The organism is Brevibacillus brevis (genome assembly GCF_031583145.1).
Taxonomy (GTDB): Bacteria; Bacillota; Bacilli; order Brevibacillales; family Brevibacillaceae; genus Brevibacillus; species Brevibacillus brevis_E.
The window spans coordinates 2,888,128-2,913,892 of record NZ_CP134050.1; the positions used below are offsets into that span (position 1 = coordinate 2,888,128).

The window sequence follows — 25,765 nt, forward strand, 5'->3', positions numbered from 1 at the left end:
AGCAAATGAATAGATAATCATGATCGTCCGGGCCATATGGATGGACCAAATGAATGCCATCAAGCTCACGCACGTGTGTGGGCGTTCTGTACGATCTCGGTGTGTTCTGTGCCCTGCGCCGGCAGCAAGCGGATCGGCAGGCCGACTGCCGAGCGCGCTGCGAGAACCATGTATCAAAACCCCCTGCCGGAGGGAGCATGCCCCATAACAACATGCAGCCTTTTACCGTCCTTCATTTCATCATTTGTTTAAACGGCGAGTATCCGATCCGCAGCTGAAGGGAACTTACGACTGCGATCGTCCGACTGTCGTTCAGCAATCAAAGCTTCCCCAAGCTCAGAGGCGTGCGATATCCCCGCACGCCTTTTCCCATTTCTGGGTGTCCGGATGAGCGATTCTTCGCTTCCTGCAGCCGCAGTGTTCACCCCGAGCAGAAACAATCTCTCCGTTTGCGGAGCTTTCTTGGTACAATATCTTGTACATACTGAATGCACATGGGTTGGATGCAGGAAAGAGAGGAAATGACAAAATGTATGGTTGCCGCGCCAGCGTACTTGATCTGTCCCCGATTTACGAGGGAGTCGATCCGTATACCGCGCTTCAGGAGTCTGTGTTGCTTGCCCAGAAGGCAGAGGAATGGGGATATTCACGCTACTGGGTGTCGGAGCATCACGATATGCCCCAGCTGGCTTCTTCCACGCCGGAGGTGCTGCTGGCCCACATCGGAGCGAAAACCCGAAGCATCCGCATTGGCTCGGGGGCCGTGCTGCTCCCGAATTACAGACCGTACAAAGTGGCGGAAGCATTCGGGCTGCTCGCTACTCTCTATCCAGGACGCGTCGATCTCGGCATTGGACGTGCGCCCGGCGGTTCTGCCCATGCTTCTCTCGCCCTTTGCGGCAACTTCCTGGAGCAGGTCGGGAAAATGAACGAATTGGTCGAGGATCTGTCAGCGCTCTTGCTGCAGGAGTTTACCGTAGAGGGACAGCCGGTCGTCGCGCGCCCCGTGCCGCCGGTTCCCGCACAGCTTTGGCTGCTCGGGACCAATCAGAAAAGCGCCCAGTTCGCGGCAGACCATGGAGCCGGCTACGTCTTCGGCCATTTCATGAGCGAGCAGGACGGAGGAGAGATCGTGTCCCTCTACCGGGAGCGGTTTCAGCCTTCGCGCCACCATCGGGAGCCGAACGTCATCGTGGCAGTCGGAGTCATTTGCGCGGAGACGGATGAAGAGGCCCAGCGCTTGGCGAGCAAACGGGAGAGGCCGCTTGGAAGCACGATCGTCGGCGGGCCCAAGCGTGTGCAGCGCGAATTGGCAGAGGTCGCCGACAAGTGCAGGGCGAATGAGCTGATGATCGTGACCGACCTGCCCGATTACGAAAAACGTCTTCGCTCGTATGAATGGCTGGCCAGGTCCGTGTTTTCCCTTGATGCTTCTATGTAAAATCAAACATCTTTTCCTGTAAAATATGGTGGATCGACTCATGGACTTTTGCCGATCTCTCGTGTACGATAGCGAAGCGAAGATTTGAATGAACCGGGCGAAAGAAGGATGGACCATGATTCGATCATACTTGCTGTTGCTTTTTTGTGTGACGCTTTGGGGGAGCAATTTTGTGTTCGGGAGCATGCTGGTAAAGGAATTTCCTCCCCTGTTTTTGGCAGATATTCGGCTGGTGTTTACCTCCCTGTTTTTGCTCAGTTATGCGTGGATCACGAAAAAATTCGTGAAAATCAAGCCCCGGGAGCTGGGACTGCTGATCCTGCTCGGGCTCATCGGCACGCTGGCCAACCAGACCGCCTATTTCAACGGCTTGCTCACGACAGATGCCACCACCGCCTCCTTGATTCTGTCGATGTCGCCGATTGTGACAGCGATTCTCGCGTCGCTGTTCCTCAAAGAGCAATTCACCCGCCGCATGAAAATCGGTTCCGTACTGGCGCTCATGGGCACTTTTTGCGTGGTGGGAGTAGGGGCGGGACTGTCGATTTCCAAGGGGGTCATGCTGATTGTGATCGCGATGGTGACCTTTTCCTCCTCGATGATTATCATCCGCAAGCTCACGGAGACGCTGCATCCGTTTATCTCGACGGTGTACTCGACGACAGTGGGGACTCTCTTCCTCACACCGGCTGCGATGCTTACTCTCGATCCAGGCTCGCACATCAGTCGAGAGATCTGGGCATGGGCCATGCTCATTCTGACCGCGATCTTTATGCAGGGTATATGCGGACTTGTCTGGAATCAGCAATTGAAAGTGGTAGGTACAGGCAAGGCTGCTGTCTTCCTGAATTTGCAGCCGTTCGTTGCGATGCTGGTTGGCTTCCTGCTCTTGGGCTCGCACGTGACAGCCATTCAAGCGGGAGGCTCCCTGCTCATCGTGACAGGAGTGATCGTAGCGACGGTGAGATCCAAGAAAGCGTCTGTCGATAAACAGCACAAGCTGATGACTGACCGTTCGGAGTCGATGTGAATTTGGACAAAAGCGCAAGCTGACGGGGGAAGGCAAATGTCCCCGCAACCAGTCTTGCGCTTTTTTGTGTCACGAGCACCCCCTGTTGCAGAATGTGCGGACAATCTTTGCCGAATATAGAGGAGAAGCCTCGTTTTCGTGGAACTGGTTCATAAGGGGGAAAAACGAAAGGGGGATTGCGGTTGATAGTGGATTATTTGCAGGTGCACTCCGCGTACCAAATGAAGGTGGTTCCAGGGAGCGAGGAGTGGACATTTCTCAGCAAGCTTTCCGGCAATGCCCAGCTATGGCGCTGGGAGGAGGGACAAACGTCTTCAGAGCAAGTCACCTTCATGCCTGACAGGGTAGTGGACTACGACCATTCTCCTTGCGGCACCAGGACGGTAATCGGAATGGACCATCTGGGGGATGAACGGCAGCAGCTCTATCTGCTGGAGGAGAGAGGAACGGCAGTTCGACCATTGACGGAATCTTTCGACCATTTCCATTACCTCGGAGGCTGGTCGCCCTGCGGGGAAAAGATCGTCTGGTCCAGCAACCGCCGCCATCCGCGCTGTTTTGACCTGTTCGTCCAACGGATAGAAACGGGGGAATACGAGGAAGTGTACCAATACGATGGACGCTGCGTGCCGCTAAGGTGGCTGGCCGATGGAAGCGGGGTCTTGTTCAGCGTCCAGGAGACCAACATCGACAACGCGCTCTATCTTCTCGACCTCGAAACGAAGGAAGCAAAAAGGCTGCCGATCTGCTCGAAGCATGCCCGGTACCTGTCCGTGCAATTGACTCGGGAGGGTAAAGGGGGCTATCTGGTCACGGACCGCGAAGACGATACGATGGCGTTGTTCCGGTTTTCCTTCGACAGTCCAGAATTGGAGCGCCTGGCTTTTATTCCCGGATGGGATATCGAGGAGGCTGTACTGTCTTCCGATGAGCAGAGGATTGCCCTCTCCACCAACGAGGGCGGAATCTCGACCCTGTCTGTCCTCGACTTGCGTGACCTTTCCCTGGTGAAAGCGGAGGGACTCCCCGCCGGAGTCATACAATCTGTCGCCTGGCGAGGGGAGGATCAGCTCACGTTTACGCTCAAAAGTCCGACGATGCCGGGGGATATTTGGACCTACGCCATTCCGACACAGACTTGCGGGCAGATCACGAACATCGGGAGGTCTGAGGCGATCGAGGGTAGCCTGGTTGCTCCCGAGCTGCGGAGCTTTCAATCGTTCGACGGTCTTGAGGTGCCCTACTTTTATTATGCGAAAGGCGAGGGACGAAACCGGCCGGCAGTCGTCTACGTTCACGGCGGACCGGAAAGCCAGATCCGCGCGGAGTACCATCCTGTTTTTCAATATTTGGTGAATCAAGGCTTTATCGTGGTGGCCCCGAATGTCCGTGGCAGCATGGGATACGGCCGCACTTACGTTACGCTTGACGACAGGCGAAAGCGGATGGATTCGGTCGCGGACTTGGCCTGGCTAGCGAAGGCATTGGCCGAACAAGAGGGGGTGGACGGGCAATCGATCGGCATCATGGGGCGCAGCTACGGAGGCTTCATGGTGCTGGCGGCCTTGACCCATTACCCGGACTTGTGGGCGGCAGGGGTGGACATCGTCGGGATCTCACACTTCCGGACCTTCCTGGAAAATACGGGAGAGTGGCGGCGCAGGCTGCGGGAAGCGGAGTACGGATCGCTGGCCGACGACAGCGACTTTTTCGAGGAGATCGCCCCGCTCAACCATTCGGCCAAGATCAAAGCCCCATTGCTTGTTTTCCATGGCCGCAACGATACGCGAGTCCCGGTAGGCGAGGCAGAGCAGCTGGTGGCTGACATGAAGGCGAGAGGGCAGCAGGTCGAGCTGCACATCTTCGAGGATGAAGGACACATGACCGAAAGGCTTGAAAACCACATCACGATGAACAGCAAAATCACCGCGTTTTTCTTGCGTCACCTTGCGCATTCCCAATCGGAAAAGGAGTGAACGTTATGACAGGGCAAAAACGAGGCATTACCGCAGATGATTTTTACCGGATGCGCTATGCGAGCGATCCGCAGCTGTCTCCGGACGGTACCGCAGTTGCGTATGTGCTGACGATGGTGGACGAGGAGCTTGCTTATCGGAGCCATTTGTTCATCCGATCGCTGACCGCGCAGACGTCCACGCCCTTGACCGATGGAGCTGTCCGCGACTCTGCCCCGCGCTGGTCTCCGGACGGGACCCGGATTTGCTTCGTCTCCAAGCGGTCCGGCAAATCCCAGCTCTGGCTGATCGACGTTGACGGAGGGGAGCCAAGGCAGCTGACCCGATGCCGTACGGGAGCCACCAATCCGGTCTGGTCGCCGGATGGCAAGCGAATCGCGTTTTCCTCGCTGCTTTCCCCGGACGACTCGTTTGCGGATACGGAGGGCGATGAGAAAAAGGACGAGCCGAAAAAGGCCATCGTCGTCGGACGAATGAAGTACAAGTCGGACGATCTGGGCTACGTGTACGATGTCAACAGGCAGATCGCAGTCGTGGATGTAGAGACAGGAGCGATCACGCCGCTTACCGAGGGAGATTACCAGCACACCGTCGGCGCCTGGTCCCCCGATGGCAAATGGCTGGCCATCACGGCAAACCGGGTGGATGATCCGGACCTGCAGCACAGCATCGACGTTCACCTCGTGTCGGCAGACGGAGGAGAATGGAAAAAGCTGACGCGCAGCAAAGGAACGTTTTTCTTCCCGACCTGGTCCCCCGATGGCAAAAAGCTCGCGTACATCGGCAGCGAATCACCAACCCAGCTGATTGCGACACAGAAAAAGGTGTGGATGTCCGATCTGGATAGCGGCAGGCAGGATTGCATCACGGAAGGCTGGGACGTTCAGGTGGGGGACGCCACGATCGGGGATGTCCGCTCTCCTGGCCATCCGAATCCGGGAGCGGTCTGGACGGAGGACGGAGAAGGCATGTATTTTCTCGCCAGCGAGCGGGGCAGCTCGGGCATCTATCACACGACTTTGGATGGCGAGGTCACGCAGGTCGTGGGAGGGGAGCGGAATGTGTACGGCTTCACCCTGCACGAGCGCGGCCAGACGGCGGTCATCGCCGTCAGCGATCCGTTTACGCCCGGCGACCTGTACGCGGTGAATCTTGCTACGGGCGAGGAAGTGCGCCTGACGGACGTCAATCGCGATTTGTTCGCAGAGCTCGAGCTGCCGGCTCCCATCGGGCTGGAATACGAAGGCGAAGACGGCTTGCCTCTGCACGGCTGGCTGCTGAAGCCGGTCGGGTACGAGCCCGGCAGAAAATACCCATTGGTGCTGCAGATTCACGGCGGTCCTCACTCCATGTACGGTCATACGTTTTTCCATGAATTCCACCTGCTGGCCGCCAAAGGCTATGCGGTCCTTTATACGAACCCGCGCGGCAGCCTGGGATACGGGGAAAAATTCGTCCAGGCGTGCTGCGGCGATTACGGAGGCAACGACTATCTTGATTTGATGAGCGCGGTCAAATACGCATGCGGCCGCTTCGACTTCATCGATACGGACCGGATGGGTGTCGCCGGGGGCAGCTATGGCGGCTTCATGACGAACTGGATCGTCGGACAGACGAATGTGTTCAAGGCCGCTGTCACAGACCGGAGCATTTGCAACTGGCTCAGCTTTTACGGCGTCAGCGACATTGGCTATTATTTCGCGGAGGAAGAAATTCAGGCAAGCCCGTTTGGCAATCCGGAAAAGCTCTGGCAGCATTCGCCGATTCGCCACGTCGCAAACATCGAGACTCCCTTGTTGATCATGCATGGAGAGCAGGACCATCGCTGCCCGATCGAACAGGCCGAGCAGCTGTACATCGCATTGCAGCGCCAAGGGAAGGCGCCGGTTCGCTTCATTCGCTTCCCGGGCGCGAGCCACGAGCTGTCGCGGAGCGGGGATCCCCAGCAGCGGGTGCTGCGTCTGCAGTACACCTGCGAGTGGTTTGACACGTATTTGCTGCAGCCACAGAAAGTGGTGATGGAATAGGAACGGCATGCCCGTTCCTTTTTTTGCACACTTTATATCCGAGTTTTCCGATTGGTTGACAACGATTCCAATGCGCATTTATGAGGGCTGAAAACGTTTTCATAATAGAATTTCAATTCAGAATAGATAGAAAAATTCAATTGAATCTATATCTGATTATCCGTATACTCAAAATATGGATCCAAAACCACGATTTTGATGATGGGGGAGTGCAGATGTTGAAGGATTGGTTCGTCCAATTGGAGTCGATGTACGAGCAGATGGTGGAGTGGAGAAGGCATTTACACCAATATCCGGAGCTTTCGTTTCAAGAGGTGGAGACGCCCAAGATGATTGCCGGCATTTTGGAGAGCTACGGCGTGGAAGTGAAGACCGGGATCGGCGGAAGAGGCGTGGTCGGCACCATAAGGGGCGCTAAGCCCGGAAAGACGATTGCCTTGCGGGCGGACTTCGATGCGCTCCCGATTCCAGACGAAAAGGACGTCCCCTATAAGTCGAAGGTGCCTGGCGTCATGCACGCTTGCGGACATGACGGACATACGGCCACCTTGCTGGCAGTGGCCAAGGTCCTCTGCGACAATCGGGAGAAGCTCTCAGGCAACGTAGTCCTCTTGCATCAGCACGCGGAAGAGTTGTCCCCAGGCGGTGCGATCGGGATGATTGCCGATGGCTGCCTCGATGGCGTAGATGTCGTATTTGGCACCCACCTGACTTCACAGGCGCCAACAGGGACGTACCTGTATGCCAAAGGCTACGCGATGGCAGCCGCGGATTCGTTTGAGATCAAGATTCAGGGGAAAGGCGGACACGGAGCCTCTCCGCATGAAACCATAGACGCTGTGGCGATCGGGGCACAGCTCGTCAACCAGCTGCAATACATCGTCAGCAGGCAGATCAATCCGCAAAAGGCTGCTGTCCTGTCGGTCGGCTCGTTCCATGCGGGCAATGCGGGAAATGTCATTGCGGACTCCGCCGTTTTGAAAGGGACTGTGCGCTCGTTCGACGAGAACGTCCGACAGCACATGGAGCGTGAAGTGGCCAGCATCGTCAGCGGGATCAGCCAGGCGCTGCATGCGGATTGCCAATTGAACTATCAGGCCGGCTATCCCGCCGTCTACAATCATCCCGCGGAGACCGATACATTCATCGAGATTGTCAAAGGCTTTGCAGAGGACTCGCACGTGGTGGAAATGACGCCGATCATGGGCAGCGAAGACTTCGCCTACTATTTGCAAGAAAAGCCCGGCATGTTCTTTTTCACCGGAGCGCGCAACGAGGAAATCGGAGCGAAATACCCCCATCATCATCCTTTGTTCGATTTCGACGAGCGTGCGATGGTGCATGCAGCGAAAGCACTGGTTGCACTCGTCTACCATTACGCCGTGGAAAAAGAAGCGGAGCCTGCTCTGGAAAAGACGGTCTGACTATTCGGAACAATTCGACAACGATGGAGGTGTGTGGCTTGGAAAACAACTTTCTGGAAGTAGACAAGCTCCAGACGGCGTTCCGAACGGACAAAGGCGAGGTCATCTCCGTCGAGGAAGTGAGCTTTCAGCTGAAGCCCGGCGAGACGATCGGGATCGTAGGCGAATCCGGCTGCGGCAAGAGCGTGACATCCCTGTCCCTCATGCGGCTGCTCGGGAGCTCGGGGTACATCAAGAAGGGCACGATTATGTTTAACGGGAAAGACTTGACGAAGCTGACGGAAGCCGAGATGAGGCAGATTCGGGGAAATGAAATCTCCATGATCTTCCAGGAACCGATGACGTCGCTCAATCCGGTTTTCACGATCGGCAACCAAATGCTGGAGCTGATCAATCTGCACCTCAAGCTCCCGGCCAGAGAGGCGAGAGCCTATGCGATCGAGATGCTGGCGCGGGTGGGAATCCCCCGGGCGTCGGAAATCATTGACGAATACCCGCACAAGCTGTCGGGAGGGATGCGGCAGCGGGTCATGATCGCGATGGCGCTGTCCTGCAAGCCCAAGCTGTTGATCGCGGACGAGCCTACGACCGCGCTCGACGTCACCATTCAGGCGCAAATCCTGGAGCTGATGAAAAAACTGCGCCAGGAGTCGAACACGGCGATTATGATCATCTCCCACGACCTCGGGGTTATTGCGGAAATGGCGGACAAGGTCCTGGTCATGTACGCCGGCCAGGTCGTAGAAGAAGCGGATGTATTCACCTTGTTTGACGACCCGAAGCATCCCTACACCAAAGGGCTCATGGAATCCATTCCCCATCTCGAGCACGACAGCCAGGAGCGGTTGTTTTCCATCCCGGGAACGGTGCCGACGATTCACCAGATGCCAAAGGGGTGCCGTTTCCATACCCGCTGCCAGTTTGCCACAGAAAAATGCGCCCACGAAAAACCAGCCCTGCTCCCTGCGAACCCGCACTCAGGCCACCGCGTACGCTGCTGGCTGCATACGGATGACCAGCGCGAAGCTCCAATGCCGTCCAAGGCGGAGGTGATCGCATGAGTGCCCCTGTCCAGGAAGTAGCGACTCCCTTGTTGGAGGTTCAAAACCTGAAAAAATACTTCCCCATCAAAAAAGGAATTATCTCTCGCACCGTCGGTCAGGTAAAAGCGGTCGACGGGCTCGACTTGAAAATTTTCCAGGGAGAGACGATTTCGTTGGTCGGGGAGTCGGGCTGCGGCAAGTCGACGACGGGTAGAGCCATCGTCCAGCTCGATCCGCAGACGGAAGGCAAGGTCATCTTCGAAGGCAAAGAGCTGTCCAACCTGTCGACAGCGGAGCTGCGCAAAGTGCGGACGGACCTGCAGATTATCTTTCAGGATCCATATTCGTCCCTAAACCCGAGAAAGCGCATCGGGGATCTGCTTGCCGAACCGCTTCTCGCGCACAAACTGGCCGACAAGAGCGAGGTCAGCCGAAAAGTGGATGACATCCTGGAAATTGTCGGACTGGCCAAGTATCACAAAAGCCGCTATCCTCATGAATTTTCCGGAGGACAACGGCAGCGAATCGGAATCGCCCGGGCACTGATCCTGCAGCCCAAGCTGATTGTGTGCGACGAGCCGGTCTCTGCCCTCGACGTCTCGATTCAGGCCCAAGTGCTCAATCTGCTCAAAGACTTGCAAAAGGAATTCCAGCTCACCTACTTGTTCATTGCGCACGGATTGGGGGTCGTCAAGTACATCAGCGATCGCATCGCAGTCATGTACCTCGGCAAGATCGTGGAGCTCGCCAAGACCGAAGACCTCTTTCAAAATCCGCGCCATCCATACACCCAGGCGCTGCTCCATGCCTATCCCATTCCCAATCCGCATCTTCGCAACCGAGAGCGGATCGTCATGGAGGGCGATGTGCCGAATCCGGCCAATCCGCCCAAAGGGTGCAGCTTCCACGCGCGTTGCCCGCTGGCCCAGGACATTTGCCGCCAGCAGGCACCAGTCTTGCAAGGCGACCGTCATACGGTAGCCTGCCACTTTCCATTAGGCTGACAGAAAGGAGAGAGGACCCCATGTTTCCGTATATCATCAGACGGCTGTTGATCGCCATTCCTGTTCTCCTCGGTGTTACCGTGTTCAGCTTTCTCATCGTGAATCTGGCGCCGGGCAATCCCGTGGAAATGTTCGTCAATCCGGATATATCGCAAGCGGATATCGAGTTGAAAAAGGAAGCGCTGGGCCTGAACGATCCCATCTACGTCCAGTACTTCCGCTGGCTGGGCAATTTGGTACAGGGCGACTTTGGATTTTCGTATTCCACCTATGAACCGGTCCTCAGTATGGTCGCCCAGCGCATCGGCCCGACGCTGCTGCTGATGGGAACGGCCTTGATCGTGGCGTATCTTTTTGCCATTCCCATCGGTGTCCTGAGCGCGACCAGGCAGTATTCCTGGCTGGATTACCTGTCGACTTCCGCCTCCTTTCTCGGGATATCCATCCCGCACTTCTTTCTGGGGCTGGGGTTCATCTACATTTTCGCGGTGCAGTTGCACGTGCTTCCGACAGGCGGCATGAATACGCTCGGCAGCGACGAAGGATTCGCCGATACCTTCAAGCATCTGATCTTGCCCGCTCTGGTGCTCGCAGCTGGAATCGCCGGGAGAATGGTGCGCTATGTGCGCTCCAGCATGTTGGATATCCTGGGGCAGGATTACCTGCGAACCGCACGCTCCAAAGGATTGCGCGAATTTTTCGTCATCAACAAGCACGCGTTTCGCAATGCCTTGATTCCCATTATTACCGTCATCGGGATCGACGTTTCCGTGTTGATCGGAGGAGCGGTCGTGACCGAGCAGATTTTCCAATGGCCGGGACTTGGCCAGCTGACGATTCAATCGATTGGCTCCCGGGATTATCCGACTTTGATGGCGATCAATTTCCTGGCGGCGATCGCCGTCCTGACTTCCAATTTGCTCGCCGACATTTTCTATTCGGTAGCGGACCCGCGGATCAAATATGACTAACGTTGGAAGGGGGGAGTATCCTTGTCGATGGTCAATGTAAAGACGGAGCATGACATCCCGCTCGTCAATCAGGAGGTGCAACTCGGAGCAGAGGAAAGCTACATCCGCATGATCGTCAAGCGGTTCCTCAAGCATAGGCTCGCCGTCCTCGGCCTGATCGTGTTTGGCTTGATCATTCTGTCGGCGATCCTCGCGCCGCTGATCTCTCCCAGCGATCCGTATGCCATCTCCGGTGAATTCGCCGCGAAGCCTTCCGATGCCCATTTGCTGGGGACCGATCAGGTCGGACGCGATCTCCTGAGCCGCCTGATCTATGCATCCCGCGTGTCGCTGTCCGTGGGAGTCGGAGCGGTGGCGATCTACGTGGTCATCGGTACAGTCCTGGGCGCGATGGCGGGCTATTTTGGCAAATGGGTGGACATGGTCATCATGCGGATCACAGACGTGTTCATGTCGTTTCCGTACCTCATGGTCATCCTCGTGCTGGTAAGCATCATGGGCCCGAGCCTGTTCAACATCGTCGTTGTTTTGGGACTGTTGGGGTGGCCCTCCATCGCGCGTATCGTCCGGGGCAGCGTCCTGTCCATCAAGGAGATGGACTACATCAAAGCGGGGATCGCGCTTGGCTATTCCACGCCCAAGATCGTCTTCCAGCACATTTTGCCGAACTGCCTGGCTCCGATTTTGGTCAACGCGACGTTCGGAATCGCTCAGGCCATCATCATGGAAGCTTCTCTCAGCTTTCTCGGGATGGGTGTTCAGCCTCCTACGGCGAGCTGGGGAAATATGCTGACCGAGGCGCAATCTCTGACCGTTTTGTCTTCGCAACCTTGGCTCTGGATCCCGCCAGGCCTGATGATCCTGCTCGCAGTCCTCTCCATCAACTTCATGGGGGACGGCTTGCGGGATGCGATGGATCCAAAGAGCCTGAAGTAAATAAGGTTGGTCAGCAACGAAAAAAAGGGGGTCTCTCGATGAAACGTATCAGACGGACAATCGGCATCGCAGCCATCGCATCGCTCCTGCTGCTGGCAGGATGCGGCGGGGGCAGCAACACAGCCTCTAGCGGAGGAGGCAGCAGCTCCGGCAACAGCGGAGGCTCGAGCAGCGCGGGCAAGACCATGTTCCTGGGGATGGTCAATCCGCCCATCATCTTCAACCCGATCAACAGCACGGACGTCGCTTCGCAGTTCGCGGAAAAATTCATGTTCGATACCTTCCTCGAGATGGAGGGCCCGCTGAAATTTGTTCCCAAGCTGGCTGAATCCTTCGAGACGTCGGACAATCAGACGTTCACCATCAAGATCAACAAGGATGCCAAATGGTCGGATGGCAAGCCCGTAACGGCTGAGGACGCGGCATTTACGTTCAAGCTGATCGCCAATCCGAAGGTGGAGACGACAGTAGGCAGCTACCTGTCCATGTTCGATGGCCTGGAGAATACCGGCAAGCTCAAGGAAGGGCAGACAGAGCTTTCTGCTGTCAAGGTGATTGACGAGAAAACCATCCAGTTCAAGACGAAGGCACCCGTCGATCCGAACATGGTCAAGGAACAGCTCGGCACCAAGCTGATGATCTTGCCCAAGCACGCGCTGGAAAATGTCGACCCTGCCGCGCTTTCGCAAAATCCGTTCATGCAGAAGCCGACTGTCACCAACGGACCCTTCAAGTTCGTCCAGTACAAAAAAGACCAGTACATCGAATATGAAAAAAATCCGGATTATTACCTGGGCGCGCCGGAACTCGACAAGCTGTTCATCAAGGTATTGCCGGCACCGAACCTCGTCGCCCAGCTGCAAACAGGCGAAGTCCACATGAACGTCGCCAGCGGAATTGGCAAAATTCCCCCGCAAGATTACGAGACGGTGAAGAAATTTGAAAACGTCAGAACGAAGGACGAACCGCAATTCGGCTTCCAAACGATGATGTTCAACACGGAAAAACTGCCGGATCCGAAAGTCCGCCAGGCGATCGCCTACGCGCTCGACCGTCCGCAAATCGTCGACAAGCTGCTCAAGGGCTACGGCGAAGTGGTCGACGGTCCTTATACGTCCATCAATCCGTACTTGGACAAGAGTCTGGAAAAATACAGCTACAACGTGGAGAAGGCCAAACAGCTGCTGCAGGAAGCAGGCTGGGATTTCAATCGCGAGCTCAACTTCGTCGTTCCGCTTGGAAACAAAGTCCGCGAGCAATCCGCCGACATTTTGACGCAAAACCTGCAAGCAATCGGCTTGAAAGTGAAAGTGACGACCTACGACTTCCCGACCGTCATGCAAAAAGCGAAAGCGGGCGAATTCGAGCTGCTGCTGATGGGCCTTACCTTTACGCTGGATCCGGAAGTGTCTTCGCTGTACAGCTCGATCGGCACCTTCAACTTTATGAAGTACAAGAATCCGAAGGTGGATGAGCTGCTGCTGAAGGGCAAAGCGGAGCCGAATTCGGACAAGCGCAAAGAGATTTACAACGAGCTGCAAAAAATTTGGAATCAGGATGTCCCGTTGATCACTCTTTACTCCGATAACGAATTCTCGGCGATTTCCAAACAGGTGGCAAACGGGGAGCCCAAAGTGTTCGGTTTCCATAACCACCTCGAAAAATGGTCGGTAGGAGGGGCGCAGTAATGGAAAAAGAACAGCTGTTGAGCCGTGTAAAGGAAATGGTGCCGGGTGCCGTTGAGACGTTGAAGCAGTATGTCAGCCTTCCTACCGTTTCTGCGCAGCACAAGGCCATTTTGGAGACCGTCGACTTCGTGGTGAACATGATCCGCGAGGCAGGCGGCGAAGTTCGCGTCCTCGACGATCTGGGCGGGAATCCCGTCGTATACGCCTTCTTTGCGGCTGGCGAGGAAGGGGACGCCACGAAAACGTTGCTGTTCTACAACCATTACGACGTGCAGCCGCCCGAGCCGTTTGACGAATGGCTTTCCGATCCGTTTCAGCCAGTGATCGCGGACGGCAAGCTGTTCGCGAGAGGAGTCGCCGACAACAAGGGGGATCTGGTCGCGAGGCTGACCGCCATTCAGTTGCTGAAAAGCGAGCTGGGCGGCCTGCCGTGCAACATCAAGTTTCTCATTGAGGGCGAAGAGGAGATCGGCAGTCCGAATCTGGAGCCGTACCTTCGTGAGTACAAGGATCTGTTTGCGGCGGATGCGTGCATCTGGGAGTTCGGCGGAAAGGATGAAGCGGAACGGATCAGCATGGTGGCCGGGATCAAGGGGATGGCTTATCTCGAATTGACCTGCGTCGGTGCCAATATCGACATGCATTCCTCCGTCGGTGCCTACGTGGACAATGCGGCCTGGAGGCTGGTACAAGCCTTGGCTACCATGAAAAACAAGGATCATGAAATTTTGGTCAAGGGCTTTTTTGACGGTATCGAAGAGCCGACCGACGGGGAGAAGCAAGTCGTGGCACAGCTGCCGTTCAATGAAGAGGCAGTACGTTCCTTGTACGGGCTGACTCGTCCGCTCATCACGGCGGCAAGAGGGACGGATCCCCGGGAGGCCATGGTGTTTCATCCGACCATGACGATTTGCGGTCTGGAGAGCGGATACACAGGGGAAGGGGCCAAAACGGTTCTGCCAAAGAGCGCAAAGGCGAAAGTCGATTGCCGCCTGGTGCCGGGACAGGATCCTGAGCACATTCTCTCGTGCATCCAGCAGCATTTGTTGGCCCATGGCTTCGACGATGTACAGGCGACGATGATCAACGGACAAAAAGCGTATCGTTCGGATTACCATCACCCGTTTGTGGCTCATGTGCTCGAGACGGCGCGCGTCGTGTACGAGAAAGAGCCGGTGCTCGCGCCGAATTCGGCCGGGACGGGTCCTATGTACGCGTTTGGCGAGCACCTGAGGCTCCCCATCGTCAGCACCGGGGTAGGCTGGGTAGGCTCGAAGGCCCATGCGCCAAATGAATCAATCCGGCTGCAGGACTTCGAGCAAGGAATCGCCCACCTGGTCTTGCTGCTCTCCGGCTTTTCCGCAGCGCTGACTGTGCAAGACAAAGTGCAGGCATAAGGATGGAGAAGGGGGAATGAAAATGCTGCCAGACTTGCTCTCGAAGCTGGAGGACATGTATCCGGAGCTGGTGAAAATTCGCCGCGATCTCCACATGTATCCCGAGCTGTCTCATCAGGAAGTAGATACTCCGCGAAAAGCTGCCGATTACCTGCGCGCGCTCGGCCTGGAAGTCCGTACGGAGGTAGGGGGACGCGGCGTGGTCGGGATTCTGCGCGGCGGAAAGCCGGGGAAGACGATCGCCTTGCGAGCTGATTTCGATGCGCTCCCGATCCGGGACGAAAAAGAAGTCGAGTACAAATCCAGAATTCCCGGCGTCATGCACGCCTGCGGACACGATATTCACACGGCTGCCCTGCTCGGTGTCGCCCGTGTGCTGAGCAACGTACGCGAGGAGCTTGCAGGCAACGTCGTCTTTCTTCATCAGTTTGCGGAGGAAATGCCTCCGGGCGGGGCCAAGGCCATGATCGCAGACGGCTGCCTGGACGGAGTGGACGAAGTGTACGGTGCGCACGTATGGTCTTCAGAGACGTATGGAACCATTGGCGTCACGGACGGCTACGCCATGGCGTCAGGCGACGGCTTCGAGATCGAAGTTTCGGGACGTGGCGGGCACGGCGCCCAGCCCCATCTCACGGTCGATCCGCTCGTCGCTGGCTGCCAGCTGGTCGTCAATCTGCAGCAGATCGTCAGCCGCCAAGTCAATCCCATCGAAGCTGCCGTCTTGTCTGTGGGATCCATCCACAGCGGGCTGGCTGCCAATGTCATTCCCGACACATGCCGGATCAGCGGGACGGTGCGGACCTTCAATCGGGACGTGCGGACGTTCATCGAACAGCAAATCCGGCAGATCACAGCGGCGACGTGCGAAGCGGCCGGAGCCGTCGGTACCGTGCACTATCGGACAGGATACGATGCGGTGTGGAATCATCCACAGCAGACCGGGTACATCCGACGTCTGGCGCAGCAGCTGGTGGGGGAAGAAAACGTCAAGGCGCTGCAACCGAGCATGGCGGGTGAAGATTTTTCCTGCTACCTGCAAAAGGTACCCGGCACCTTCTTCTTCGTAGGGGGAGGAAACCCGCAGATCGGTGCCGTCTATCCACATCACCATCCGATGTTTGACGTCGATGAACGGTCGATGCTGCTGATCGGCAAAGTGTTCCTTTCTGCAGTATGGGGAGGAGGGGCATCCGAAGCTTCTCCTGTGGCAGTAGAGTCTGGCTTGCAAGCGTAAAGACAGGAAAGACGCCAGCTCGGGTTTTCGTTTTCGGATGGATATGGCTCCCTTCATACCTTACGAAAAAACAGACAGTCGGGATGACTGTCTGTTTTCGACTTTGCAACCACATCCGCTTGCTGTTCGCAAAAAAGGCGGTTCACAGATCTTGTCGACTCACCAGGTCCTCTGTTTCCTGGATCAGATCGCCCAGCAGACCAAGAGACTTCTCCAAACCAGCTTGATCTTCTGTGTCGAAGGTCAAGAGGGTATGGATTCGTGACGAGTAGCTGCTTGGCACCAAACGAAAGGAATCTGCGATGGCAACCGCACCTTTTTCGTTCATCCAGTAGGTTTCGTTCAGGGCGAACAGCACCTGGTTCAGGCAGGAGACTGATCGAAAGCAACATCCAGCGATGTAGGACAAGTCTTTTTTGTAGATGCCTTTCTTTCCGATTTCCAGGGAGAAGAGTGCTTCCCATAAAAATCTTTGGATGATCGCTTTCTTGAAAGCGAGCGGGTATGGGGTGATTCTGGACTTCATTTCTCCAACAATGCCGGAAGGGTCCCATAACACCTTGCACAACGCTACCTCCGCTACGTAGATCGAATTCACAAAACCATGAGGATGCCCGGGCTGGTAGTCGATAGTGATGTCCCCTTTGAGGCACTGATCGATGACGCCGGACACTTTCGCAAGATCACGATATAAAAGATCAACCGGTATCTGATTCACCTTCAGCCAACCACCGCCATTGATCCATGGCCCCCAGCCGCCAATTTCGGTTACGGGGTCATCCCGATGTTCGTCATCCAACAAGGAAGCTACCTGCCCGAGTTGGGCAATGTTTAATCCATGATTCGTGTCATAATAGATGCCGATATCAATGTCGGAGGTGGGATTTTCTGTCCCTCTTGCTCTTGATCCGCCTAGAACCAGAGCACGTACACCTTCCACCTGCTTCAGAGCATCCAGCACCTTGGATATGATCAATGGAGCATTCATGCCTGCCCACTCCTTCCCGATGAACTTATGGCTTGAACGTTTGCTTTACACTCCCTTTGCCATCGCTCACCGCTACCTCGGCCCAGGCTCCGTTGATCAACGTGATTTGCGGCGGAACATGGCCAAAGTCCACATCGTAGATGACGGGAACCTGCAACTCCTCTGAAAGTTCATGGTACACATCTTCTGCCGTATAATCGTCAACCGGCTGATTGGCAGCGCTTCGGCCAAACAAAACGCCGCTGCAGTGATCGAACCAACCGGCCAGCTTCATTTGAACCAGCGACCTGCGCAAATCCGTCTTGGATAACTCACAGTTCTCGAAGTACCACAAAACCGGCTTTTGCCGAATCGTTTCCTTTTGAAAGCGCCGGACATCTCCGAATGGGGTGCCCGCCAAATGCCGGATGACGTCGACACACCCTCCGAGAAGGCGCCCTTGAATGCTGACCCGCGAGTGTGGAGCGACACTCCAGTATGTTTGTTCCGTCAAATGAAACACACACGGGGAAGGATTCGCATGCTGCCATTCCTTTTGATAAAGCTGTGAGGAATGCTGGACGATCGACTCACCTGGTTTCGTCGCCAAGACAGAAGTCCACATCACCGTTGTGGGATCGGCGTACTCTCCTCGCAAATCGATGAGATTCGCACCGTGGGCGGTCGCGATGCCCGTTTTCAAGGTAGTGGCCAAGAGTAGAGCACTTACGTCCGAATAGCCGAGAATCCACTTGCACGGCATGTTTTCAAATTCGATGAACTCGAGGATTTCAAGCAGGAGCTCGCCACCCCAAGGCGGGATGATCAGATGGATCCGTTCATCGTGCATCATTTGATTGAATTCGGCTGCTCGCCATGGAGCGGGAGCCGATTTGGCTTTCTTTTGCGTCCAGGCGGTTTCTCCGCAAAGGACGTTGAAGCCCATCGCTTCCATGCGGCTGCTTGCCTGTTCCAGCAAATGATGCAGTTCCTTTCTCACACCGGAAGAGGGCGCGGTCACCCCAATCGTTGCCCCTGCCGCTGCTATCGGATATCGAATCATGCCTATCATTCTCTCTGATTACCAGCATTTTACGGAAAATTGGGCCCGTAAGCAATCCTCTTGTTACGGACTGGACAGTTGCGAGGTGGACTTTCTTTTTCCAAAACAGGTACAATCAACTCGAGAGTCGAAAGCAAGCCGATCTACAGGAGGCGAAACCGTATGAGCGATACGAACATGAATGTTGAATTGGCTACCTTTGCAGGCGGATGCTTCTGGTGCATGGTGAGCCCGTTTGATAAAATGCCGGGCATTCAGAAGGTCGTTTCCGGCTATACAGGAGGCAACGTCGAAAATCCGACGTACGAACAAGTCTGTTCGGGAACGACCGGACACTATGAGGCCGTCCAGATTACCTACCATCCTTCTGTCATCACCTATGCGGAGCTGCTGGAGATGTTTTGGCGGCAGATTGACCCTACGGATGCGGGTGGTCAATTTGCTGACCGTGGACAATCGTATGCACCCGCCATTTTTTATCACGATGAAAACCAGAAGCGTTTGGCGGAGGAGTCCAAGCAGCGTCTCGCAGAAAGCGGACGCTTTTCAAAACCGATCGTGACTCCGATCCTGCCGGCCCAGCCGTTTTACCCGGCGGAAGAATATCATCAGGAATATTACAAAAAAAATCCGCTCCGCTATCAGTACTATCGAGCCGCTTCAGGGCGGGGGAATTTTTTAAAGGAAGCGTGGAAGGATCGGGCGAAGCAAGAAGAGCTGAAGCAACGTCTGACTCCGCTGCAATACGAGGTCACGCAAAACAACGGTACGGAACGGCCTTTTGCCAACGAATTCTGGGATCACAAGGGGGAAGGAATCTACGTCGATATCGTGTCAAACGAACCTCTGTTCAGCTCGTTGGACAAGTTTGATTCCGGCTGCGGTTGGCCTTCCTTTACGAAACCGATCGACCAGCAAGCCGTAACCGAACATATCGATTTGACCCATAACATGATTCGTACGGAGGTGCGCAGCAAGGAAGCGGATTCCCATCTCGGCCACGTATTCGACGATGGCCCGGACGAAACGGGACTCCGCTACTGCATCAACTCGGCTGCCCTCCGGTTCATTCCGAAAGACCGACTGGAAGAGGAAGGGTTTGGGGAATACCTGCGCCTGTTTGAAAAGTGACCGTCTGGCCGTCTGCTCTGAAGATGCGAGCAGGCGGTTTTTTTGTATGTCAAGCAAAATGAAGGATTCGGTAAAAACTATCGCGGCATAGGCAATAAGTATAGAGCGAATTGTGTAATAGTATAGAATAGTAAAAAGATGTGCAGTATAATGAAAAAAATTCAACACAGACAAAATAGAGAGTGGAGAGAGTCGCCATGAGTACTGTTGAAAAAATCAGTAAGTTTGTAGGAGGAACGTTTTCCGTCTGGGTCATCTTATTTGCCATTCTAGGGTTTTTCTTACCGGAAGCGTTCGTAGGGGGGAAAGGGTACATCTCTTTGCTCCTGGGCATCATCATGTTCGGGATGGGACTGACTCTGTCTGCGGATGATTTCCGTGAAGTGTTTCGACGTCCGGTCCATGTGGTGATCGGGGTGGTCGGCCACTACCTGATCATGCCATCGCTCGCCTTTATTCTGGCCGTCGCGCTTCAGCTTCCGCCGGATATTGCGGTAGGGGTCATTTTGGTAGGATGCTGCCCGAGCGGTACCGCATCCAACGTCATGACGTACTTGTCCAAAGGCGATGTGGCGCTCGGCGTATCGATCGCGGCGGTATCGACCTTGATCGCGCCGCTGGCTACACCGGCCCTTATCTCGCTGCTCGCGGGACAATGGATGCATATCGACACCAAGGCGTTGTTCATGGACATCGTGACCGTCGTGATTGTGCCGATCGTGTTGGGGGTCATCGTCAAGGCCCTGTTTAAAAGACAAGCGGCGGCCAGCGCGAAAGCATTGCCGCTCGTTTCGACCATTGCCATCGTCCTGATCGTAGCCATCGTCGTTGCCATCAACAAAGGGAAAATTCTCGAGACAGGTCTGATCATCTTTGCTGTCGTGATTTTGCACAACGTGCTTGGTTACCTCTTGGGCTACGGTTTCGCCAAACTGTTCGGTTTGAATCTGGCGAAAAGAAAGGCCGTGACCCTGGAGACCGGGATGCAAAACTCCGGCCTGGGTGCAGCCCTGGCAGCCGCGCACTTCAACCCGATCGCCGCTGTACCAAGCGCCATTTTCAGCGTTTGGCACAACATTTCCGGGTCAGTCCTGGCGACGTGGTTTGCGAAAAAAGAAGAAAAATAGCACGAAAACCGACCTCGCTTTTCTCCACATGGCTGGAGGGAACCGAGGTTTTTCTTTGTTCGACGGATTGCTGCCGATCATGATACGGTTGGCTTGCCTTTTCGCTGAAAAAGTTAGAAGGAGACGTAACGAAAACGCCCGGATGTATGTCATAATGATTACGTACGCTATGGGTAAACCGCTACGAAACATCCGAAACGGGCAACTTGCATGCCCGCTCGAAAGGAACGACAAGATGAGAAGCCTACATCCCTCCTTGAAAAAGCAATTCCTCCTGTTCTTCTCTGCAGCAGTACTGGTGACCGGCTGCAGCAGTGCAACAGCGCCTGACCAGCCGGAGTCGACTGCTCCGAACGCGCCGACCGGACAGACCGAGCCGAGCCAGCCAACGGGCGAAGCCTCGAAGCCCGCCGAGACGGATTCAAAGCCAGCGGCAGAGGAGAGCAAGACGCCTGTGAAGGCCCCGGAGAAGACGCCATCGGCGAGCAAAGAACCAGCTGCGGAAAAACAGGCTGCCAAGAAGCCGTCCACGCCATCGAAAGAGTCGGAGAAGATGCCGGATCTGGAAGTGGTCGCGGAGCCCCAGAGCATGACCGTGCTTGTAAACAAGCAACGCCAACTTCCGGACAATTATCAGCCGACTGATTTGGTCTATCCGAATGTCCCTTATTTGCTGCCGGCGAAAAGCGAAAAACGGCAAATGCGCAAAGAAGCGGCGGAAGCGCTCGAAAAGCTGTTCGCAGCCGCAAAAGCAGACGGCGTGTCACTGGCCGGCGTCTCTGCGTACAGGTCGCACGCCTATCAAAAGGCGTTGTTCAACCGCTACGTTCAAAAAGATGGGTTGGAGAAGGCACGGACGTACAGCGCTGTGCCGGGGACAAGCGAGCATGAGACGGGGCTGGCTATCGATGTCTCCGGAAGCGATGGAAAATGCGCGGCCACGAGCTGCTTTGCCGGCACCAAAGAAGCGAACTGGCTGGCCCAGCACGCTCAGGAATACGGCTTCATTATCCGCTACCCGGAAGGAAAAGACGAGATCACCGGCTACATGTACGAGCCGTGGCATCTGCGTTACGTAGGCACGGAGGTCGCCCGGGCGATCAGCGAGAAAGGCATTACTTTGGAAGAGTATTTCGGCGTCGCTCCGGTGTCGTCGGAGAAAAAGGAATAGGACCGGCAACCAGCCCTGTTTTGTCATCGTTTGTGACAGAACGGGGCTGGTCTCTGTAAAAGACAGTTTTTTATTTCGTATATTGTTGTAAAATATTGGCAATATCGCAAACAGGAGATTAGGCAAATGATGGTCATCGCTTTAGGGCTTGCTCTCGTACTCGCGACAGTTCAAGATCTTGGTATGCCCGGGCAATGGGCGATATTCCAGCAGAGTGATACGGAAACGAAGCTGACGCGATTCCGGGGGGAGCTTATCATGTTTCATCCGGATGTGCGGGATTTTCTCGTGAATAAAGGGTACGGAACTGTATGGAAGAGAATTGGCCAGACAGATGAAGAACTGATTCGGCAATACAAACTGGATCGACAAGTGCAAAAAGAATACAAGGACGGATTGACCAAAGAAATCGAGGCTGAATTGGTCAAGCGATACGGCTTGGAGGAGCCTCTTTCCCGTATCAAACAGTACGACCAATGGATAAGTGTGGAGCGGTTAGGGGCTGAGATCAGCGAGGTACATATCGTCACATTCATCGCGACGGAAGCGGAGGCCAAGATCGTGACAATCAGGGCGGGAAAGGAGTCTTCCGAAGTAAAGGAGGAAGAGTTCCTTCTATTGGATGAAGAGGGGATGAGTGAACCGTAGGGGATTCAACTGCATGAAATGCAAGCGAAACGGCCGCCCGGAATCAATGCCGGACGGCCGCTGCCACGTTCCATTACTATTGCTCGTTCAATCTTTCTTCCAGTCGGTCCCATGTTTCGGTGATTCCTTGGAGCATGCCCATGTCCATGACGGATTTGAGAGCTTCTGCCGACACGTATTCGGCACGGTTGACCAGTTTGGTCTTGCCACCCAGATCGATGAATTCCAGTGTGATTTCCGTACTAGGCATGGATTCGTTCACATTCCCTTCGGCATCCGAAAAGAAATCGGTGTAAACGATTTTATCCGGCTCGACAATCTCTTTGTATACGCCTTTGCCCCAGGATTCCATTCCGAAAAATTCGCCCTGGTCCTGATCGACGCACTTCATGCAGTAGTGCCAGACGCCCCCCGGACGGAAATCGACCGTGCACACCGGAACCTCCCAGCCTCTAGGCCCCCACCAGCGCTTCAAATGCTCCGGTTCTTTAAACATTTGGAACACGAGATCACGCGGCGCATCGAAAACGCGCTCCAGCACCAGCACACGATCGTTCTCTACTCTCGAAACCATTGCGCTCTTTGACATGGCAATTCCTCCTCAGGATTCTTCATGATTTGTTGATGGTTCCTTGTTCTGCAGCTCCCGCAGATATTCGTCCAGATTGTCAAATCTCTCTTCCATCACGCGCCGGAACGACTGTACCCAGGAATCCAATGCTTGGAAGGGCTGGGGGCGTAGCTTGTAATACCGGCGGTTGGCCTCGGCCGAAACTTCCACAATCCCGCTGTCGCTAAGCACCTTCAAATGCTTCGAGGCTTGTGGCTGTCTCAATCCAAGACGTTCAGCGATTTCCCCCACAGTCAGGGGACCGTCACGCAGGAGCTCGACAATTTTCATACGATTCGGTTCGGCCAATGCACTCAGCGTTGTCGAGTCCATGTCCGGATGTTTTCCTGACATGTCATTCACCTCTTTACGTCATCGTCTTTGGGGGGCGTCTCAACTCCTTTTCCAAAAGGGTCATCTTTTTGTTGCATTAAATATAACTTACAAGGAATATTCCTGTCAAGGAATGTTTTTGCAATCCTGGATAAACAGTTCGGCGGGAAGCGATAATCCGCTCTTCGATCACGAAGGATTGTCAGATCTCTCTTCTTTCCTGAGTGGATGGACAGGTACGATCCGTTACACGCTTAGGAACATTAGGGAGCAGGGGCGGCGGACTGTTGACATAACGGACGAATTCGCCCAGAAATCAAGTAGAGGTAGCCTGTGGAATTTCAAATGAATGAAATCCAGCCCCTTCCCCAAATCGGTTCCGTTAATTTACGTAATATTTATTATGTAATCACTCAGACAAACCATCCCTTTCAAGCTGAGAACGTAACGCGTGCATTGGCAGCGAACGCGTACAGGATGCGAATGTGCAGTCCCATCCCAGGAAGGGGGCTGCTTCCACGTTCGGGCGTGCTCCGTCACCGATAGGCAAGCACTATCCGAAGAAACAGCCTGCTTTCGCATAACGAAAAGTTATCCCTTCTCATTCAAAACCGCTATTTTATTTTTCCGCCTTTTTGACGTACATTTTTACCATATCAAGCAACGGACATCGCAAAAAAGGATGGGGATTCGACATGGCAACGTATCGTATTGGTGTATTGAGGGGAGACGGGATTGGTCCCGAAATCGTAGAGGCTACCGTAGCGATCATCGCGGCAGCCGCAGAGCATGCAGGCACGACCGCCTTTGACTTTGTATCATTGCCGATGGGATGGGAAGCCATCGAAAAGCACGGCGAACCGATTCCGGACGTGACCAAGGAGGCATTGCTGAAATGCCATGGGTGGATCATGGGGCCGCATGATTCCTCCTCGTATCCGGCAGAGCATCGGGAAAAGCGCAATCCGAGCGGAGAACTGCGCCATCACTTCGATTTGTATGCCAATATCCGCCCAAGCAAGACGATGGCCGGGATCAAGAGCGTTGTCGGAGAAGCGGATCTGGTCATTTTTCGGGAGAATACGGAAGGCTTCTACCCTGACCGCAATATGTACGCAGGGCTGGGCGAATACATGATCAACCCGGATATCGCGATCGTCAATGGCGTTTTCACGCGAAAGGCGGCGGAACGAATTGCGCATGCAGCTTTTCGGATGGCGATGCAGCGGCGGCGAAAGGTGACGATTGTCCATAAAGCCAACGTCATCCGGCTCGGGTACGGGCTGTTTCTCGATACATGCCGGGAAGTCGGAAAGCAGTATCCGGAAGTGACGGTCGAAGATTATCACATCGACGCGATGGCAGCCCATCTGGTGCGGCGCGCGAGAGATTTTGACGTCATCGTCACGACGAATATGTTTGGCGACATTCTCTCCGATTTGGCCGGAGAACTCGTCGGAAGTCTGGGACTTGCCCCTTCGATCAACACGAATGATCAGCAGGCGATGGCACAGGCCGCCCATGGCTCGGCCCCGGATATCGCCGGGAGAAACATCGCAAATCCGGTGGGTGAACTGCTCTCTACCGTAATGCTGCTGGATTGGCTCGCAGAGCGGCACGAGGACCGCGAATTGTACCAGGTGGCTCGTCTGGCGGAAAATGCGATGACGGTGACCATGCAAGAAGGGATTTGTACTGCAGATTTGGGAGGAACGGCTTCGACTACGGAATTCACGGAGGCCATTATCCAGCGGATTCGACAATCGCCGCGCAATGGGGAGAAGGGGGTTTGAAGATGACGGAGAACAAAGCGATCCGGATCGGGCTAATTCACGCTACGATGAATTCGGTGCAGCCGATCTGTGAAGCGTTTCGGAAACACGCTCCACAAGTGACTTTGCTGCATTTCATGGACGAGGGACTCATCTTTGAGCTGAACGAGACCGGGATGATTACCACCGCGATGGTCAGGAGGCTCGCTTCGCTGATCGAACGAGCCGAAGAGAGCGGCGTAGACGGCATCCTGCTGACGTGTTCGTCGTTTTCACCGTATGTGCCGCAGATTCGCGGCCTCTTTTCTACCCCGGTGGTTAGCGCTGATACGAGCATGCTCGAGTATGCGGTGCAGGCAGCGGAGCGTATCGGGGTGATCGCTACGGTGGGGACGGCGGGGCCGATTACCACAGAGCAGTTGAAGCAGATGGCGGCCGATGAAGGGAAGACGATCAAGGTTCGGACAGAGATTGTTCCGGAGGCGTTCTTCGCCTTGCAGAACGGGGACGGCGACAGGCACGATGCGTTGATCCGGGAAAAGGTGGCAGAGCTGTCAGCCACCTGCGAGATCGTCCTGCTGGCGCAAATGTCCATGGCGAGAGCTTTAGACAGCTTTGCGGTGCAGCCGTCTGTTCCTGTGCTGACCAGTCCGGACATCAGCATACGGACGATTCTGGAGCGGCTGTCAATGGAAGGCGGCGGCTCAGGCAGGCAAGCGGATCTCACTAGGAAATAGGCAATCCATCCCCGGGGAGCTGGCGGAAGACT

Annotated in this window: 23 protein-coding genes; 19 read left to right on the plus strand and 4 right to left on the minus strand. The window is 55.2% G+C overall.

Annotation, left to right across the window (positions count from 1 at the left end; translation table 11 throughout):
- Positions 1-53: 53 nt before the first annotated feature.
- From RGB73_RS14400 to RGB73_RS14460, 13 genes are all read left to right on the plus strand, one after another.
- Complete coding sequence (locus RGB73_RS14400; protein WP_310773368.1) at positions 54-278, plus strand: hypothetical protein; 225 nt, start codon at positions 54-56, stop codon at positions 276-278.
- Positions 279-529: 251 nt separating this feature from the next.
- Positions 530-1,441 (plus strand): LLM class flavin-dependent oxidoreductase, encoded by a 912-nt coding sequence (locus RGB73_RS14405; protein WP_310773377.1) that lies wholly within the window; start codon positions 530-532, stop codon positions 1,439-1,441.
- 115 nt (positions 1,442-1,556) lie between these two features.
- Positions 1,557-2,471: a DMT family transporter gene (locus RGB73_RS14410; protein ID WP_310773384.1), complete on the plus strand. Its 915-nt coding sequence runs from the start codon at positions 1,557-1,559 to the stop codon at positions 2,469-2,471.
- 182 nt (positions 2,472-2,653) lie between these two features.
- Positions 2,654-4,447 carry a S9 family peptidase gene (locus RGB73_RS14415; protein ID WP_310773390.1) on the plus strand — a complete coding sequence of 598 codons (1,794 nt, stop codon included), beginning with the start codon at positions 2,654-2,656 and terminating at the stop codon, positions 4,445-4,447.
- Positions 4,448-4,452: 5 nt separating this feature from the next.
- Complete coding sequence (locus tag RGB73_RS14420) at positions 4,453-6,474, plus strand: S9 family peptidase (RefSeq protein ID WP_310773396.1); 2,022 nt, start codon at positions 4,453-4,455, stop codon at positions 6,472-6,474.
- Between the two features lie 215 nt (positions 6,475-6,689).
- On the plus strand, positions 6,690-7,898 hold the full coding sequence (locus tag RGB73_RS14425) for a M20 family metallopeptidase (RefSeq protein ID WP_310773401.1): 1,209 nt from the start codon (positions 6,690-6,692) through the stop codon (positions 7,896-7,898).
- Positions 7,899-7,936: 38 nt separating this feature from the next.
- A complete protein-coding gene (locus RGB73_RS14430) occupies positions 7,937-8,959 on the plus strand; it encodes an ABC transporter ATP-binding protein (RefSeq protein WP_310773411.1) in 1,023 nt (340 codons plus the stop codon).
- Positions 8,956-9,945: an ABC transporter ATP-binding protein gene (locus RGB73_RS14435; protein WP_310773417.1), complete on the plus strand. Its 990-nt coding sequence runs from the start codon at positions 8,956-8,958 to the stop codon at positions 9,943-9,945. Before RGB73_RS14430 ends, RGB73_RS14435 begins: the two co-directional genes overlap by 4 nt.
- A 20-nt stretch (positions 9,946-9,965) precedes the next feature.
- Complete coding sequence (locus RGB73_RS14440) at positions 9,966-10,916, plus strand: ABC transporter permease (RefSeq protein WP_310773421.1); 951 nt, start codon at positions 9,966-9,968, stop codon at positions 10,914-10,916.
- 27 nt (positions 10,917-10,943) lie between these two features.
- Positions 10,944-11,852, plus strand: coding sequence for an oligopeptide ABC transporter permease (opp4C, locus tag RGB73_RS14445; protein ID WP_310774306.1), 909 nt, complete (start codon positions 10,944-10,946; stop codon positions 11,850-11,852).
- Positions 11,853-11,890: 38 nt separating this feature from the next.
- Positions 11,891-13,540 (plus strand): ABC transporter substrate-binding protein, encoded by a 1,650-nt coding sequence (locus RGB73_RS14450; RefSeq protein WP_310773429.1) that lies wholly within the window; start codon positions 11,891-11,893, stop codon positions 13,538-13,540.
- On the plus strand, positions 13,540-14,937 hold the full coding sequence (locus tag RGB73_RS14455) for a M20/M25/M40 family metallo-hydrolase (RefSeq protein WP_310773437.1): 1,398 nt from the start codon (positions 13,540-13,542) through the stop codon (positions 14,935-14,937). The genes RGB73_RS14450 and RGB73_RS14455 overlap by 1 nt, the downstream gene beginning before the upstream one ends.
- A gap of 22 nt (positions 14,938-14,959) precedes the next feature.
- Positions 14,960-16,174 (plus strand): M20 metallopeptidase family protein, encoded by a 1,215-nt coding sequence (locus RGB73_RS14460; protein ID WP_310774308.1) that lies wholly within the window; start codon positions 14,960-14,962, stop codon positions 16,172-16,174.
- Between the two features lie 142 nt (positions 16,175-16,316).
- Here RGB73_RS14460 and RGB73_RS14465 read toward each other — a convergent pair whose 3' ends face one another.
- Complete coding sequence (locus RGB73_RS14465) at positions 16,317-17,162, minus strand: nucleotidyltransferase domain-containing protein (protein WP_310773442.1); 846 nt, start codon at positions 17,160-17,162, stop codon at positions 16,317-16,319.
- A 25-nt stretch (positions 17,163-17,187) separates the two neighbouring features.
- On the minus strand, positions 17,188-18,204 hold the full coding sequence (locus RGB73_RS14470) for a S66 family peptidase (RefSeq protein WP_310773447.1): 1,017 nt from the start codon (positions 18,202-18,204) through the stop codon (positions 17,188-17,190).
- Between the two features lie 162 nt (positions 18,205-18,366).
- On the opposite strand from RGB73_RS14470, the gene msrA reads away from it, so the two are divergent.
- The 4 genes from msrA (at position 18,367) to RGB73_RS14490 (ending at position 22,281) form a co-directional block, all read left to right on the plus strand.
- On the plus strand, positions 18,367-19,335 hold the full coding sequence (msrA, locus tag RGB73_RS14475) for a peptide-methionine (S)-S-oxide reductase MsrA (protein WP_310773460.1): 969 nt from the start codon (positions 18,367-18,369) through the stop codon (positions 19,333-19,335).
- A gap of 197 nt (positions 19,336-19,532) precedes the next feature.
- Complete coding sequence (locus tag RGB73_RS14480) at positions 19,533-20,462, plus strand: bile acid:sodium symporter family protein (protein ID WP_310773469.1); 930 nt, start codon at positions 19,533-19,535, stop codon at positions 20,460-20,462.
- Positions 20,463-20,697: 235 nt separating this feature from the next.
- Positions 20,698-21,633, plus strand: coding sequence for a M15 family metallopeptidase (locus tag RGB73_RS14485; RefSeq protein ID WP_310773486.1), 936 nt, complete (start codon positions 20,698-20,700; stop codon positions 21,631-21,633).
- 126 nt (positions 21,634-21,759) lie between these two features.
- Complete coding sequence (locus RGB73_RS14490; RefSeq protein WP_310773492.1) at positions 21,760-22,281, plus strand: hypothetical protein; 522 nt, start codon at positions 21,760-21,762, stop codon at positions 22,279-22,281.
- A 76-nt stretch (positions 22,282-22,357) separates the two neighbouring features.
- Here the strand turns inward: RGB73_RS14490 and RGB73_RS14495 are convergent, their stop codons facing one another.
- Together RGB73_RS14495 and RGB73_RS14500 are read right to left on the minus strand one after the other, a co-directional pair.
- Entirely contained in the window at positions 22,358-22,870 is a 513-nt protein-coding gene (locus tag RGB73_RS14495) for an SRPBCC domain-containing protein (RefSeq protein ID WP_310773497.1), read from the minus strand.
- Positions 22,871-22,882: 12 nt separating this feature from the next.
- The gene (locus RGB73_RS14500; protein WP_310773510.1) at positions 22,883-23,245 is read right to left on the minus strand and encodes an ArsR/SmtB family transcription factor; all 363 of its coding nucleotides are present in this window, start codon (positions 23,243-23,245) and stop codon (positions 22,883-22,885) included.
- 674 nt (positions 23,246-23,919) lie between these two features.
- Here RGB73_RS14500 and RGB73_RS14505 point away from each other — a divergent pair.
- Both RGB73_RS14505 and RGB73_RS14510 read left to right on the plus strand, forming a co-directional pair.
- On the plus strand, positions 23,920-25,017 hold the full coding sequence (locus RGB73_RS14505; RefSeq protein WP_310773515.1) for an isocitrate/isopropylmalate dehydrogenase family protein: 1,098 nt from the start codon (positions 23,920-23,922) through the stop codon (positions 25,015-25,017).
- A 2-nt stretch (positions 25,018-25,019) separates the two neighbouring features.
- Positions 25,020-25,733, plus strand: coding sequence for an aspartate/glutamate racemase family protein (locus tag RGB73_RS14510; protein WP_310773530.1), 714 nt, complete (start codon positions 25,020-25,022; stop codon positions 25,731-25,733).
- Positions 25,734-25,765: the final 32 nt, after the last annotated feature.

Bases quoted from the DNA above. Each gene is read 5' to 3' on its own strand.
- RGB73_RS14400 (WP_310773368.1), top strand. From the start codon at position 54: ATGCCATCAAGCTCACGCACGTGTGTGGGCGTTCTGTACGATCTCGGT.
- RGB73_RS14405 (WP_310773377.1), top strand. From the start codon at position 530: ATGTATGGTTGCCGCGCCAGCGTACTTGATCTGTCCCCGATTTACGAG.
- RGB73_RS14410 (WP_310773384.1), top strand. From the start codon at position 1,557: ATGATTCGATCATACTTGCTGTTGCTTTTTTGTGTGACGCTTTGGGGG.
- RGB73_RS14420 (WP_310773396.1), top strand. From the start codon at position 4,453: ATGACAGGGCAAAAACGAGGCATTACCGCAGATGATTTTTACCGGATG.
- RGB73_RS14425 (WP_310773401.1), top strand. From the start codon at position 6,690: ATGTTGAAGGATTGGTTCGTCCAATTGGAGTCGATGTACGAGCAGATG.
- RGB73_RS14435 (WP_310773417.1), top strand. From the start codon at position 8,956: ATGAGTGCCCCTGTCCAGGAAGTAGCGACTCCCTTGTTGGAGGTTCAA.
- RGB73_RS14440 (WP_310773421.1), top strand. From the start codon at position 9,966: ATGTTTCCGTATATCATCAGACGGCTGTTGATCGCCATTCCTGTTCTC.
- opp4C (WP_310774306.1), top strand. From the start codon at position 10,944: ATGGTCAATGTAAAGACGGAGCATGACATCCCGCTCGTCAATCAGGAG.
- RGB73_RS14450 (WP_310773429.1), top strand. From the start codon at position 11,891: ATGAAACGTATCAGACGGACAATCGGCATCGCAGCCATCGCATCGCTC.
- RGB73_RS14455 (WP_310773437.1), top strand. From the start codon at position 13,540: ATGGAAAAAGAACAGCTGTTGAGCCGTGTAAAGGAAATGGTGCCGGGT.
- RGB73_RS14460 (WP_310774308.1), top strand. From the start codon at position 14,960: ATGCTGCCAGACTTGCTCTCGAAGCTGGAGGACATGTATCCGGAGCTG.
- RGB73_RS14465 (WP_310773442.1), bottom strand. From the start codon at position 17,162: ATGAATGCTCCATTGATCATATCCAAGGTGCTGGATGCTCTGAAGCAG.
- RGB73_RS14470 (WP_310773447.1), bottom strand. From the start codon at position 18,204: ATGATTCGATATCCGATAGCAGCGGCAGGGGCAACGATTGGGGTGACC.
- msrA (WP_310773460.1), top strand. From the start codon at position 18,367: ATGAGCGATACGAACATGAATGTTGAATTGGCTACCTTTGCAGGCGGA.
- RGB73_RS14480 (WP_310773469.1), top strand. From the start codon at position 19,533: ATGAGTACTGTTGAAAAAATCAGTAAGTTTGTAGGAGGAACGTTTTCC.
- RGB73_RS14485 (WP_310773486.1), top strand. From the start codon at position 20,698: ATGAGAAGCCTACATCCCTCCTTGAAAAAGCAATTCCTCCTGTTCTTC.
- RGB73_RS14490 (WP_310773492.1), top strand. From the start codon at position 21,760: ATGATGGTCATCGCTTTAGGGCTTGCTCTCGTACTCGCGACAGTTCAA.
- RGB73_RS14495 (WP_310773497.1), bottom strand. From the start codon at position 22,870: ATGTCAAAGAGCGCAATGGTTTCGAGAGTAGAGAACGATCGTGTGCTG.
- RGB73_RS14500 (WP_310773510.1), bottom strand. From the start codon at position 23,245: ATGTCAGGAAAACATCCGGACATGGACTCGACAACGCTGAGTGCATTG.
- RGB73_RS14505 (WP_310773515.1), top strand. From the start codon at position 23,920: ATGGCAACGTATCGTATTGGTGTATTGAGGGGAGACGGGATTGGTCCC.
- RGB73_RS14510 (WP_310773530.1), top strand. From the start codon at position 25,020: ATGACGGAGAACAAAGCGATCCGGATCGGGCTAATTCACGCTACGATG.